Below are 12,890 nucleotides of genomic sequence, written 5' to 3' on the forward strand. Positions count from 1 at the left end.
CGAGACCTGAACCATGCACCCCAGAGCATTCCGTTGGTACGGCGTCATCACGCTGTTCGTGATCGTCGCGATCTCCTACGTCGACCGGATCAACATCGCGGTGCTGATCACCGATGCCGCCTTCCTGCAGCACATCGGCATCGCCTCGACGGACCGGGTCAGCCAGGGTTTGCTGGCCACCGCCTTCATGATCGGCTATGGCGTCTCGGCCTTCGTGCTGACGCCGTTCTGCGCCGCCCTGTTCGGGGTCCGCAGGAGCCTGATCCTCGGGCTGGTGCTGTGGGGCGTGGTGACCTTCATCACGCCGTGGTTCAACGGCTACGGCATGCTCCTGGCGTCGCGGATCCTGCTTGGCGTCTCAGAGGGGCCGTTGTTCTCGCTCGCTTCGTCCTACATCAAGGCGCACTTCGAAAGCCACGAGAACGGCAAGCCGAACTCCTTCGTCAACATGGGCACCGGGCTCGGCCTCGCGCTCGGCTATCCGCTGATCGGCTACCTGCTCGTCAGCTTCGACTGGGAGACTTCCTTCCACGTACTCGGCGTGCTGAACATCGCGCTGGGCATCCCGCTGGTGATCGCCTTCGTGAAGATGCCGGCCGCCTACGCCGGCCAGGCGAAGCCGAAATCCTTCGGCGACGCGATGAGCCGGGTCGGCGACATCGTCAAGGGCGCGCTGCACACGCGCTACCTGGTGCTGATCACGGTGCTGACCTCAGCCACGCTGGCCTACCTCTGGGGCAGCAGCAACTGGCTGCCGGCCTACCTCAAGGAGGTGCGCGGCTTCTCGCTCAAGGAGATGGGCTGGCTGGCCTCGCTGCCGCAGTACGCCACAGTGCTCGCGGTGCTGCTCGGCGGCGTGCTGATCGACCGGATCGACCGCCAGCGCGTGCCGTTCATCTTCATGGCGGCGAGCGTGGGCGTGGCGCTGTCGGTGCTGCTGGCGATCAACGTGCACGACCCCTACGCCGCCGCCTACTGCCTGATCGCGGCCAATTTCTGCTGGGGCCTGCAGAGCCCGGCGATCCCCAGCACGGTGCAGTACTGCGCCCGCCCCGAGCATGTGGCCAGTGCCTTCGGCGTCGTCAACGGCACCGGCAGCCTGGTCGCGGGCTTCATGCCGGCGCTGATGGGCAGCGTGATCAGCCTGGTGTCGGCGGGCCCGGGGGCCTCCGGCGGTGCGGCGCACGGCTTCTTCGCCGGCTTCGCGCTGCTGATCGGCACGCAGGCGGTGGTGTTTGCCTGCGGCTTCGTGCTGTGGTGGCGCGAGCGGGCGCTGGGTGCCTCGGGCATGCACCCGACGCCGGCCTGATCAGTTCTTGTAGCTGGCGTCGACGCGGTCCAGCTTGCGGATCAGCGAGGGCCAGACGAAGGCCCCGCCCATGCCGCCGGTCTGGACCTTCATCGCGTGGCCGACGCCTTCGACGATGCGCGGATCGACCTGCGTCAATTCGCCGCCGCCGGCCTGCGCCGCGATCTGGATCTGGCAGGTGTTCTCGAAGGTGTACATGCTCAGGAAGGCGTCGGCCACGGTCTTGCCGACGGTCAGCAGGCCATGGTTGCGCAGCATCAGGAAGTTCGCGCTGCCCATGTCGGCCTGCAGGCGCGGCTTCTCGTCATCGCGGAAGGCCACGCCCTCGTAGTCGTGATAGGCCAGCGAGGCCAGCACGAAGGTCGACTGCTGGCTGATCGGCAGCACGCCGTTCTTCTGCGCGCTGACCGCGATGCCGGCGCGCGTGTGGGTGTGCAGCACGCACTGCACGTCCTCGCGGGCCGCATGCACCGCGCTGTGGATCACGAAGCCGGCCGGGTTCACGGGGTAGGGCGAGTCGATCACCTTGTTGCAGTCCTGGTCGACCTTGATCAGGCTCGAGGCCGTGATCTCGTCGAACATCAGGCCGTAGGGGTTGATCAGGAAATGGTGCTCGGGGCCGGGCACGCGGGCGCTGATGTGCGTGAAGACGAGGTCGCTCCAGCCGTACAGGGCGACCAGGCGGTAGCAGGCGGCGAGGTCGACGCGCAGCTGCCATTCTTCGGCGCTGACGAGTTTCTGGATTTCGGTCGGGGTGCTGGCGTTCATGGGGGTCTCCTGGGAAAGGGGTCAGGCGGCAGCGGCGGCGGGTTGCTGCGCGGCCTTGTAGATGCTTTGCTTCGGCTGGGCCATCACGCGCCGGAGCATCGGCTCGAACTCGCCGATCGGCAGGGTCTCGCCCTTCGGGTCGAAGGCCGGGTTGTCGTAGAGCTCGCAGAACTCGGCGGTGCGGTCGAAGCAGGGATGGCTGCGGAAGTTCTCGCGCAGGTCGCGGTCGAGGCCGATATGGTGAAAGAAGTAGTGGCCCTGGAAGATGCCGTGGTGGGCCACCATCCAGTGGTTCTCCTCGCTCACAAAGGGCTTGAGGATGGCGGCCGCGATGTCCGGGTGGTTCATGGTGCCCAGCGTGTCGCCGATGTCGTGCAGCAGGGCGCAGACCACGTACTCCTCGTCGCGGCCGTCGCGCAAGGCGCGGGTGGCGGTCTGCAGCGAATGGCTGTAGCGGTCGATCGGGAAGCCGCCGTAGTCGCCCTCGAGGATCTGCAGGTGCTTGATCACGCGCCCGGGCAGGCCCTGTGCGAACTGCATGAACTCGCCGCCGATCAGCCTCCAGTCGTCTTGCGTGCTGTCCTGCATGCGGACGAAATTCGCTCTGGCATTCATCGTGTGTCTCCGTGGATCTTCGTGTGTGGCGGCCCACTGTAGACCCGCACTTGACGCTCAACTGTCAAGAATTTGACAATGGAAGGCTCTGGTAAACCCCCGGACGACCCCCATGCCCCAGCCTCCCAGGTCCCGACTATCCGCCGCGCACCGCGCGGCGATGGAGGCCAATCCGTGGTTCGCGTCGATGTCGCGCGGGCAGCGCGAAAGCCTGCTCGGCGCCGCCGAGCTGATCCACCTGCGGCGCGGCGCGATGGTGTTCAGGCAGGGCGATCCGGTGAACGCGGCCGGCGGCGGCTTCTACGGGCTGGCCGCAGGGATGATCAAGATATCGACCCTGCGCCAGGACGGCCGCGAGGCCATCCTCGCGGTGCTCGAGCCCGGCAACTGGTTCGGCGAGATCAGCCTGATCGACGGCTCGCCGCGCACCCATGACGCCACGGCGCTCAGCGCGCTCGACCTGCTGGTGGTGCCGCACCAGGCCTTCGCGCAGCTGATGCAGGGTGCGCCTTTCGGCCGGGCGGTCGCGGCCCTGCTCGCGGCCCGCGTGCGCGGCCTCTACGGGTTGATGGAAGACGCCACGCTGCGCGGGCTGCGGGCCCGCGTGGCGCGCCGGCTGCTGGCGCTGGCGCGCGGCGATGCCACCCAGGCGCCGGTTGCCAGGATCTCGGTGGCATTGCCGCAGGAGGCGCTGGCGATGATGCTCGGGGTGACCCGGCAGACGCTGTCGAAAGAGCTCAACGCGCTGGCCCGCGAGCGCGTGATCGCGCTCGGCTACGGGCGCATCGAGCTGCTGTCGCTCGACAGGCTGCAGCAGCTCGGCAGCACCGGTTAGCGGCCGTTCGGCTTGCCCGACGATCGGCCGTCAATCGGCGCCGCAGCGCAACGGTCAGCGCAGCACCCGCCCATCCTTGGTGATGCTGATCAGGTCGATGCTGCGTCCGGGATCGCGCAGGCCCGGGCGCAGGTTGATGCGGAAGCCGCCGACGTCGTAGTCCGTCATCCCGGCCATCGCGCGCTGCAGCGCGACCGGCGTGAAGCCCTTGCCGGCGCGGCGCACGGCCTCGGCCGCGGCCTTGGTGGCGATGAAGCCCTCGAGGCCTTCGTAGGAAGGCGCCTGGTCCGAGTTGTCGACCGCAGCCAGGTACTCCTTGACGATCGGGATCGCCGACGGTCGCGGCGACGGCACCACCTGCGAGATCACGATGCCGCCGATGTCCTTGCCGAGCGCCGCATAGAGCGGATCGATGCCGACGATCGAGAAGGCCGTGAAGCTGCCCGCATAGCCGCTCTTGCGCAGGCGGCGGATCACGTCGGCGGTGGTGGTCGAGAGCGAGACCAGCACGATAGCCTGGGGCGACTGTTTCTGCACCGCGGCCAGCGCCGCATCGACCTTGTCGCCGCCGGCCGGCACCAGCGCGCTGGCCACCAGAGGTGCCAGCTTGAGGTCGCTCATCGCCTGCTGGACCGCCGCCAGGCCGGCGCGGCCCATCGCGTCGTCGTCGCCGATCAGCGCGATGCGGGTCTGGCCGACCGTCTCGCACTGGCGCACGATCTTGAAGGCCTCGTCGGCCATGCTCGGCCGGACATGGAACACGTTGGGATGCGCGGCGCCGCGCAGGTTGTCGGCCGCCGCGAAGGGAGCGAACAGCACATTGCCCTGCTGCGTCGCGACCTCGGCGCCGGCGTCGCTGCTGGCGGTGCCGACGAAGCCGAACAGCAGGTCTGCCTTGTGGCTGCCGAGCAGGGCGCGCGCATTGGTGCCGGCGCGGGCGGCGTCGTAGCCGTCGTCGAGCTGCACCAGCTTGAGCTGGATGCCGCCGGCGGCGGCGGCAGCGCTTTCGTTGTATTCGGTGGCGAACAGCCGCGCGCCGGCGGCGAAGGCCAGTCCGATCTCGCTGGCGGCGCCGGTGAGGGGCACCGACTGCCCGAGAACCACGGTGCGCGCCGCAGCAGCGGGGCGCGCCGTCGACTGGGCATGGCCGCGTCCGGCGGTGGCGGCGAGGCCGCCGCCGAGCAGCAGCGCCGCGCCGGACTTCGCCAGCCAGGTTCTGCGAGTGAGAATCATCGGAAGCCTTTCGCTACATCTTTCAAAAAATGTAGCAACTTCGATTCCATACACGAAGGTACTAAATCACGTTCGGCAATCCCGGCTCGGTCTGGACCGCGCCCGTGGCGGCCATGGCAACCGCAAACTGTTAACTTTTGTATTTCGGATGTGGCTTATTGCACAGTGGAAATGCGCTTCCCCCTGTCAATATCCGGGCTGAACCGGAATGGCTCCGGATGGATCACATGAAGAAAACGTCAACCGAAATCGCACTGCTGGAAAGCGCGCTGGTCGCCATCGAGAAAGTGCTGGCCCACGCCGACAGCGAACTCCAGGGCGAACCCTATCTGGGCCCTACGGCCAATCTGCCGCTGGAGGCCTTGCGCACCGCCGCCCAGACCGAAGAGCAGCGTTTCCGGCGCAGCGCCGCGCAGACCGCGGTCAATATCTGCCTGAGTTCGGCTGCGGCCCTGGTCGACGTCAGCCAGACCCTGCTGAACCGCCGCAACACCGACCGCAGCGACCCGGAACTCGAACGCGAGTGGCAGGCGCTGATCACGCACACCAAGATCGCGAGCCGCTCCGCCTACCGCGCCGCGCTGATCATGGCGGCGCAGAAGAACGTGCTGCAGGCGCAGGGCGTCGAACCGGTGCCGGCGGGCCAGCTGCCCACCCTGACCCACTGAAGGGCCAGGCTCAGACGCGCTCGAAAACGACGTCCCAGACCCCGTGGCCGAGCTTGAGGCCGCGATTCTCGAACTTGGTCAGCGGCCGGTACTCGGGCTTGGGCGCATAGCCCGCGGCCGTGTTGCGCAGCAGCGGCTCGGCCGACAGCACTTCGAGCATCTGCTCGGCGTAGGGCTGCCAGTCGGTGGCGCAGTGCAGATAGCCGCCGGGCGCCAGCCGGTCGGCCAGCTTGCGCACGAACGGCGGCTGGATCAGGCGCCGCTTGTTGTGCCGGGTCTTGTGCCAGGGATCCGGGAAGAACACGTGGACGCCCGCCAGCGAGGCCGGCGGCAGCATGTGGTCGAGCACGTCGACTGCGTCGTGGGCGCAGATGCGGATGTTCTGCAGCTGCTGCTCGCCGATGCGCTTGAGCAGCGCGCCGACGCCCGGTTCGTGCACCTCGCAGCAGAGGAAGTTCTTTTCGGGCATCAGCCCGGCGATGTGCGCGGTCGCCTCGCCCATGCCGAAGCCGATCTCGAGCACGGTCGGGGCCTGGCGGCCGAAGGCGGCGCCGTAGTCCAGCGTTTCGGGGCGGTAGGGCAGCAGGAACTGCGGGCCGAACAGCTCGTAGGCGCGGGCCTGGCCTTCGGTGGTGCGGCCGCCTCGCTTGACGAAGCTCTTGAGCCTGCGGTGCAGCGGATGCGCCTCGCCGGTGGGTTTGTCGCCAGCGGGCGCAGCGGCCGGCGGGTCGGCGGGGAGATCGGTGGAAGAACTGGGAGTCACGGCGGCGGATTGTAGAGATCGCGCCACCGGGCCACCCAGGACGCGAGCGATTCGGCGATCGTCGCCGCCTCGGCAGGGCCCAGGCCGAGCACGCCGGCTGCGGTTTGCAGGGCGGCCAGCGCCTCGGCCGGCGTCGCGGTCGCAAGCGGCGCGGCGCCATTCTGCTTGGACAGCTTGTCGCCGTCGGCGGCCAGCACCAGCGGCGTGTGCAGGTAGCTCGGCGTCGCGAACCCGAGGGCACTCTGCAGCAGGATCTGGCGCGCCGTGTTGTCGGCCAGGTCTTCGCCGCGCACCACGTCGGTGACACCCTGGTCGGCGTCGTCGACCACCACCGCGAGCTGGTAGGCCCAGGGCCCGTCGGCGCGCTTCAGCACGAAATCGCCGACCTCGCTGCCGACCGCCTGTTGCCGGGCGCCGAGGCGGCGGTCGTTCCAGCGCAGCATGGCATCGCCGCGGGCGGCCTCGAAGCGCGTGGTCGCGAAGCGCCAGGCGCGTGCCGGCTTGCCGTGCAGGCCGGTGCGGCAGGTGCCGGGATAGACGCGCTCGCCGTGGCGCGCGTGGGCGATGCCGCGTTCGGCCAATGCCTGTTCGATGTCCTTGCGCGAACAGCCGCAGGGATAGGCCCACTGGCTGGCCACCAGCCGGTCGAGCGCGCGCTGGTAGTGATCGGTGCGCCGGGTCTGCCACGCCGGCGGGTCGTCGGGCAGCAGGCCGCAATCGGCCAGCTGCGCGAGGATCCGCTCGCCCAGGCCGGGCAGGCAGCGCTCGGTGTCGGCGTCCTCGATCCGCACCAGCCAGCGCGCTCGCGGGCCGCGGGCCCGCACGTCGAGCCAGCTGGCGAGCGCCGCGACCAGCGAGCCGGCATGCAGCGGCCCGGTCGGCGAGGGCGCGAAACGACCGACTCGAAGCATCGACGGAAGGGGATTCAGGCCACCTTGAGCGCCAGCGTCAGGCCCGACAGGAAGGCATCCTCGACCCGGTGGCCGGTGCACCAGTCGCCGGCGATACCGATGCGCGCCTTGGCGTCCCACAAGAACGGCTTGCCCACCGGCACCTGGGTCTGCGCCTCGGGCCAGCAGCGCGCCTGGGCGTGCGAGGGCTCGGCCCGGATGCCGGTGATTTCGGCGAAGGCGCGCAGCAGCTTGGCCTCGACCCGCGCGGCGTCGTCGCGCAGGTGTTCCTGCGACCAGGCGGCGCTGGCCTGCAGGGTCCAGCGCTCGATCGGGTCGCGTCCGGGCTTGGAGGACTCGCGCGCCAGCCAGGCCACGCGATGATGGGTGCTGCGGGCGGCATTCCATTGCGGGCCCAGGTGCGACAGCGTCGGCTGGTTGGCCTGCGGGAAGGCGATCATCAGGGTCCAGCACGGCGCGATGCGAACCGCATCGATCTTGGCGCTCAGGTCGGTGGACAGGCGGCCATCGCCGAGCAGGGCACGGGCCCGGGCCGGCGGCACGGCGAGCAGCACCGCGTCGAAGCCCGAATAGACATGCTGCGATTCATCGGCGCCCGCGGTGCGCAGCTGCCAGCGCTTGCCGTCGAGCGCATCGGGCTCGATCTGCGTCACCTGGGTGCCCGTCAGCAGCGCGTCGCCCAGCGGCCGGGCCCAATGGGCGACCAGCGCATCCATGCCGGGCTGGGCGACGAAATGCGGTTCGCGTGCGGGCAGGGCGGCCTCGGCGACGCGGCCGTGGGCGTCCAGCACGCGCACCAGGTTGGCGCTCCAGGGCTTGCAGATCTGGGGGGTGGTTTCCAGCACGCGCGCAAAGCGCGGATCGCGCACCGTGAAGTACTGGGCGCCGCTGTCGAAGCGGCCGAAGGGCGTCGATTCGCTGGCCATGCGGCCGCCGGTGGCGGCCTCGCGCTCGAACACGGTCACGCGGTGACCGGCCTGCAGCAGCGTTCGGGCACAGGCCACGCCGGCGATGCCGGCGCCGACGACGGCGTAGTGGCGCGAGGCGGTGGATCGATGGCGGTCGGCAGCGGGTCGGATGGTCATGGCGGTCTCTCTCGGTTGGTTGAGGTGACTCTAACCGGTCATCTGCCGGTCATCGGCCGCGGTGGCGTTCCAGCAGGGCGCGCCGCGTGCCTTCGTGCTCGAAGCGCTCGAGCCACCACTGCATCGCGCGCCCCGGGCTGCCCGCGCTGCGCACGCGCCAGGCGCAGTGCATGGTGGCGACCGGCGGCACGCGCTCGGTCCGGCGCTCGACCAGGTGGCCGGCCTCGATGTAGGGCCGCGCCATCGGCTCGGGCAGGAAGCCGCCGCCGAGCCCATGCAGCTGGGCCGCGAGCTTGGCCTGCATGGTCGGCACCGTGAGCACGTCCTGGCCGCCGACCAGGTTGACCGTCATGCTCGGCCCCGAGCGCGACGAGTCGGCCGCGGCCACCGCGCGATGCGCGCGCAGCACCTCGTCGCTGAGCGGTTCGGCCAGCCGCGCCAGCGGATGGTGCGGCGCCACCGCGTAGACGAAGGCCAGCTCGCCCAGCGGCCGGCTGCGGATGCCGGTGGCGGTGAAGGCCAGGCTGGCGGCGTCGAGCACCGAACCCACCGCCAGGTCGGCTTCGCCGCTGCTCAGCGCCTCGATGGTGCCGAGCAGGGTCTCGTCGCGCAGCTTGAGCCGGGTCGGCGGCTCGAGGGCATAGAAGGCGTTGACCAGATCGAGCAGCGGATCGCGCGCGATCACGCTGTCGACCGCGATCGTCAGCATCGGCTCCCAGCCGGTGGCGATGCGCTTGACCCGGTTGGCGACGGCGTCGATCTCGCCCAGCAGCCGGGTCGATTCGCGCAGCAGTTCGACGCCGGCCTCGGTCAGCCTGGCCTGGCGCCCGCTGCGGTCGAACAGCAGCACGTCCAGCGCGTCCTCGATCAGCCGGACCCGGTAGCTCAGCGCGCTCGGCACCAGGTCCAGCGAGCGGGCGGCGGCGGCGAAGCTGCCGGTGCTTGCCACGGTCTGCAGCATCGCGAAGGCATCGGGCGTCAGTACGTCACGGGCAGTGGGCATGGCCTTCGGGCATTCAAAATAATTGAATGATGCCATCAAAGCGGCGCGCTTTCAGCAGGGGGAGCGGGCCCTAAAGTTCAGTCATCCGCTGCGCACAGGGCGCGGCATATCGAAAGGCCCTCCCCGGAGGGCAGGAGTTCGAAGATGTTGAAGGTTCGCAAATCCCAGGAACGCGGTTATGCCGATCACGGCTGGCTGCGCTCGTTCCACAGTTTCTCGTTCGCTGGCTACTACGACCCGGCCCACATGGGCTTCGGCAACCTGCGCGTGATCAACGAAGACCGTGTCGCCGCGGGCGCCGGCTTCGGCACCCATGGCCACAAGGACATGGAGATCATCAGCTACGTGCTGTCGGGCGAACTGGCGCACAAGGACAGCATGGGCAACGTGGAATCGATCCCGCCCGGCGATGTCCAGCGCATGAGCGCCGGCCGCGGTGTCATGCACAGCGAGTTCAATCACAAGGCCGACGAAACGACGCACTTCCTGCAGATCTGGATCGAGCCGAACGTGCGCGGCATCGCGCCCGGCTACGAGCAGAAGAGCTTCACCAACGAGGAGAAGCGCGGCAAGCTGCGCCTGGTCGCGTCGCCCGACGGCGCCGAAGGCTCGGTGCTGGTGCATGCCGACGCCCGCCTGTTCGCAGGCCTGCTCGACGGCGATGAACAAGCCAGCCTGGCGCTGGACCCGAAGCGCAAGAGCTACGTGCACCTGGTGCGCGGCGAGCTCGAAGCCAATGGCACGAAGCTCGCTTCCGGCGATGCCGCGCTGCTCGAAGGCGAGAGCCAGCTGAGGCTCGGCGCCGCGAAGGATGCCGAAGTGCTCGTGTTCGATCTCGCCGCCTGAATTTCAACTTTTTTTCAACCCAGAGGAGTCCATCCCATGTCCACCACCACTGCCCCCTACGCCGCTGCACCCGCCGCCGGCGCCACGCAGGATTCGCTCGCGCTGCTCGGCCGCGTGCTGATCGCCTTGCTCTTCGTGCCGGCCGGCTTCGCCAAGATCGGCGGCTTCGCCGGCATCGTCGGCTACATCGGCGCCGTCGGCCTGCCGCTGCCGCAGCTCGGCGCGGTCATCGCGATCGTCGTCGAGCTCGGTCTGGGCCTGTTGCTGCTGGTCGGCTACAAGACGCGCATCGTGTCGATCGTGCTGGCGGTGTTCACGGTCGCGACCGCGGTGTTCTTCCACAACTATTGGGCGATGCCCGCCGACAAGGCGTACATCAACCAGCTGATGTTCTTCAAGAACATCGCGATCGCCGGCGGTCTGTTCGCGATCGCCGCGCTCGGCGCCGGCCGCTTCTCGATCGACAGGAAGTAAGTTCCCCGGGCCCGGCTGCGCAGGCCGGGCTTTGCGTACGATGCGCGATCTGTTTTTTCTTCCAGGACCAATCGATGGCGGACATCGTCGTAGTGTTTCATTCGGGCTACGGCCATACGCAGCGAATCGCGCAGGCGGTGGCCGATGGAGCGGAGGCCCACCTGCTCGCGATCGACGCCGACGGCAATCTCCCGGCCCACGGCTGGGAACTGCTGGCGGCGGCCGACGCGATCATCATGGGCTCGCCCACCTACATGGGCGGGCCGAGCTGGCAGTTCAAGAAGTTCGCCGATGCCTCCTCCAAGGTCTGGTTCGTCCAGGGCTGGAAGGACAAGCTCTTCGCCGGCTTCAGCAACAGCGCCGCCATGAACGGCGACAAGGACGCCACGCTCACCTATCTCTGGCACCTGGCCATGCAGCATGGCGGCCTGTGGGTCAGCCTCGGGCTCATGCCGAGCAACAACAAGGCGGCGACGCGCGATTCGATCAACTACGTCGGCGGCTACAACGGCCTGCTGACCACATCGCCCACCGATGCGAGCCCCGCCGAGATGGCCCGCGGTGACTTCGACACCGCGCGCGCATTCGGCGAGCGCGTAGCGGAAGTGGCAAGATCGCGGGGCTGATTCCGCAACCGCCCCACGGAGAACCCCCGATGACCGAACCGCTTCTGCTTCAACCCCACGACAAGGACCTGGGCGGAGGCTTCAAGGTGCGGCGCGTGCTGCCGGCGGCCAAGCGCCGCGCGGTCGGCCCCTTCGTGTTCTTCGACCACTTCGGACCGGCGACCGAGACGGCCGGCTCCGAGCACGACGTGCGCCCGCATCCGCACATCGGACTGGCGACCGTCACCTATCTCTTCGAAGGCGCGATGATGCATCGCGACAGCCTCGGCAGCGTGCAGGAGATCCGCCCCGGCGCCATCAACTGGATGACCGCCGGGCGCGGCATCGTGCATTCGGAGCGCAAGCCCGAAGCGCTGCTCGACGCCACCTACGTGAATCACGGCCTGCAGCTGTGGGCCGCACTGCCGCAGGCCCACGAAGAGGCCGAGCCCAGCTTCACGCACACCGCGGCGGCGGACATCCCGGCGCTCGAGGTGCAGGGCGTGCCGGTGCGGGTGCTGATCGGCGAGGCCTTCGGCGCGCGTTCGCCGGTGGCGACCTTCTCCAAGACCGTGTATCTCGACCTGGCGCTGCCCGCCGGCGCGCGCTTCGAACTGCCGGCGCTGGCAGCCGAACTCGCGGTCTATCCGGTCGATGGCGACATCACGCTCGACGGCGAAGCCGTGCCGCAGCACACGATGGCGGTGCTGCCCGAAGGCCGTGGCGGCGTGCTGGCGGCGCAGGGCCCGGTGCGGCTGGTGGTCATCGGCGGCGAGCCGCTCGACGGGCCGCGCTTCATCACCTGGAACTTCGTCTCGAGCCGGCGCGAGCGCATCCTCGAGGCCGGCGCCGACTGGGCCGCCCAGCGCATGGGTCAGGTGCCCGGCGAGACCGAGTTCATTCCGCTGCCGGGGCATCCGTTCCAGGTGCAGCAGGCGGCCGACAGCGGCACCACGCCGGCCTGAGCCCGGGACCGTTTTCAGCCCTTTCGGGCCAGGTCCGGGTCTTCGGGCGCGCGCGCGCTGGCGCGGTTCGCGCGTGCGCTCAGGTCGGGCGCCAGCGACTCGCGGCCGTCGAACACGAAGCATTCGCCGTGGTAGTGCGCGCCGCCGACCTGCTCGAAGTACTTGAGGATCCCGCCTTCGAGCTGCAGCACGTCGGCGACGCCGGCTTCGCGCATCAGGATCGCCGCCTTCTCGCAACGGATGCCGCCGGTGCAGAAGCTGACCACGGTCTTGCCGGCCAGTTCGTCGGCGTGCTGCTTCAGGGCCTTCGGGAAATCGGTGAACTTGCCGATGCGCCAGTCGATCGCGCCGTCGAAGGTGCCGTGATCGACCTCGAAGGCGTTTCGGGTGTCGAGCAGCGCGATCGGCTTGCCGGCATCGTCGTGCCCCTGGTCGAGCCAGCGCTTGAGCGTAGCGGCGTCGACCCCCGGCGCCCGGCCCGCGGCCGGCTGGATCGCCGGATGGTCCATCCGGATGATCTCGCGCTTCAGCTTGACCAGCATGCGCCGGAACGGCTGCGCCTGCGACCAGCTTTCCTTGGCTTCGAGGTCGGCAAAGCGGGGATCGGCGCGCAGTTCGCCGAGAAAAGTGCGGACCTGGTCCTTTTCTCCGGCGAGAAAGAGGTTGATGCCCTCGGGCGCGAGCAGGATGGTGCCCTTGAGCGCGAGCGCATGGGTGCGGGCCCGCAGCTGCTCGCGAAGGTCGGCGCCGTCGGCGATGCCGACGAACTTGTAAGCCGCGATGTTCAGTATTTCTTGCACGGGGCGCGAT

Annotated in this window: 15 protein-coding genes; 7 read left to right on the forward strand and 8 right to left on the reverse strand. The window is 69.2% G+C overall.

The window, feature by feature from the left end; all coding sequences use genetic code 11:
• The first annotated feature begins 13 nt into the window (after positions 1-13).
• Positions 14-1,309, forward strand: coding sequence for an MFS transporter (locus QTI45_RS03915; RefSeq protein WP_286653555.1), 1,296 nt, complete (start codon positions 14-16; stop codon positions 1,307-1,309).
• On the opposite strand, the gene QTI45_RS03920 is transcribed toward QTI45_RS03915, so the two are convergent.
• Both QTI45_RS03920 and QTI45_RS03925 read right to left on the reverse strand, forming a co-directional pair.
• A complete protein-coding gene (locus QTI45_RS03920) occupies positions 1,310-2,077 on the reverse strand; it encodes a class II aldolase/adducin family protein (RefSeq protein WP_286367446.1) in 768 nt (255 codons plus the stop codon).
• Positions 2,078-2,098: 21 nt separating this feature from the next.
• Positions 2,099-2,692, reverse strand: coding sequence for an HD domain-containing protein (locus QTI45_RS03925; protein ID WP_286367447.1), 594 nt, complete (start codon positions 2,690-2,692; stop codon positions 2,099-2,101).
• 112 nt (positions 2,693-2,804) lie between these two features.
• Between QTI45_RS03925 and QTI45_RS03930 the strand changes: the two genes are divergently transcribed.
• Complete coding sequence (locus QTI45_RS03930) at positions 2,805-3,527, forward strand: Crp/Fnr family transcriptional regulator (RefSeq protein WP_286653556.1); 723 nt, start codon at positions 2,805-2,807, stop codon at positions 3,525-3,527.
• A gap of 54 nt (positions 3,528-3,581) precedes the next feature.
• On the opposite strand, the gene QTI45_RS03935 is transcribed toward QTI45_RS03930, so the two are convergent.
• On the reverse strand, positions 3,582-4,760 hold the full coding sequence (locus QTI45_RS03935) for an ABC transporter substrate-binding protein (RefSeq protein WP_286653557.1): 1,179 nt from the start codon (positions 4,758-4,760) through the stop codon (positions 3,582-3,584).
• Between the two features lie 227 nt (positions 4,761-4,987).
• Between QTI45_RS03935 and QTI45_RS03940 the strand changes: the two genes are divergently transcribed.
• Positions 4,988-5,428 carry a hypothetical protein gene (locus tag QTI45_RS03940; RefSeq protein ID WP_286367450.1) on the forward strand — a complete coding sequence of 147 codons (441 nt, stop codon included), beginning with the start codon at positions 4,988-4,990 and terminating at the stop codon, positions 5,426-5,428.
• Positions 5,429-5,438: 10 nt separating this feature from the next.
• Here QTI45_RS03940 and trmB read toward each other — a convergent pair whose 3' ends face one another.
• The 4 genes from trmB to QTI45_RS03960 are packed head-to-tail and all read right to left on the reverse strand — an operon-like array spanning position 5,439 to position 9,190.
• A complete protein-coding gene (trmB, locus tag QTI45_RS03945) occupies positions 5,439-6,191 on the reverse strand; it encodes a tRNA (guanosine(46)-N7)-methyltransferase TrmB (RefSeq protein ID WP_286653558.1) in 753 nt (250 codons plus the stop codon).
• Entirely contained in the window at positions 6,188-7,102 is a 915-nt protein-coding gene (gluQRS, locus tag QTI45_RS03950) for a tRNA glutamyl-Q(34) synthetase GluQRS (protein WP_286653559.1), read from the reverse strand. Before gluQRS ends, trmB begins: the two co-directional genes overlap by 4 nt.
• A 14-nt stretch (positions 7,103-7,116) precedes the next feature.
• Positions 7,117-8,187, reverse strand: a complete 1,071-nt coding sequence (locus tag QTI45_RS03955) for an NAD(P)/FAD-dependent oxidoreductase (protein WP_286653560.1) — start codon at positions 8,185-8,187, stop codon at positions 7,117-7,119.
• A 49-nt stretch (positions 8,188-8,236) separates the two neighbouring features.
• Complete coding sequence (locus QTI45_RS03960; protein WP_286367454.1) at positions 8,237-9,190, reverse strand: LysR family transcriptional regulator; 954 nt, start codon at positions 9,188-9,190, stop codon at positions 8,237-8,239.
• A gap of 144 nt (positions 9,191-9,334) precedes the next feature.
• Here QTI45_RS03960 and QTI45_RS03965 point away from each other — a divergent pair, with 144 nt between their 5' ends.
• The 4 genes from QTI45_RS03965 to QTI45_RS03980 all read left to right on the forward strand — a co-directional run bounded on the left by QTI45_RS03965 (position 9,335) and on the right by QTI45_RS03980 (position 12,080).
• Entirely contained in the window at positions 9,335-10,036 is a 702-nt protein-coding gene (locus tag QTI45_RS03965; protein WP_286367455.1) for a pirin family protein, read from the forward strand.
• A 36-nt stretch (positions 10,037-10,072) separates the two neighbouring features.
• On the forward strand, positions 10,073-10,510 hold the full coding sequence (locus tag QTI45_RS03970; RefSeq protein WP_286367456.1) for a DoxX family protein: 438 nt from the start codon (positions 10,073-10,075) through the stop codon (positions 10,508-10,510).
• Between the two features lie 74 nt (positions 10,511-10,584).
• On the forward strand, positions 10,585-11,136 hold the full coding sequence (locus QTI45_RS03975; protein WP_286367457.1) for a flavodoxin family protein: 552 nt from the start codon (positions 10,585-10,587) through the stop codon (positions 11,134-11,136).
• A gap of 29 nt (positions 11,137-11,165) precedes the next feature.
• Positions 11,166-12,080, forward strand: coding sequence for a pirin family protein (locus tag QTI45_RS03980; RefSeq protein ID WP_286367458.1), 915 nt, complete (start codon positions 11,166-11,168; stop codon positions 12,078-12,080).
• A gap of 14 nt (positions 12,081-12,094) precedes the next feature.
• Here QTI45_RS03980 and QTI45_RS03985 read toward each other — a convergent pair whose 3' ends face one another.
• Positions 12,095-12,880 carry a sulfurtransferase gene (locus tag QTI45_RS03985; RefSeq protein ID WP_286367459.1) on the reverse strand — a complete coding sequence of 262 codons (786 nt, stop codon included), beginning with the start codon at positions 12,878-12,880 and terminating at the stop codon, positions 12,095-12,097.
• Between the last annotated feature and the right edge of the window lie 10 nt (positions 12,881-12,890).

The sequence above is a fragment of the Variovorax saccharolyticus genome (genome assembly GCF_030316765.1).
In the GTDB taxonomy this organism is placed as follows: Bacteria; Pseudomonadota; Gammaproteobacteria; order Burkholderiales; family Burkholderiaceae_C; genus Variovorax; species Variovorax saccharolyticus.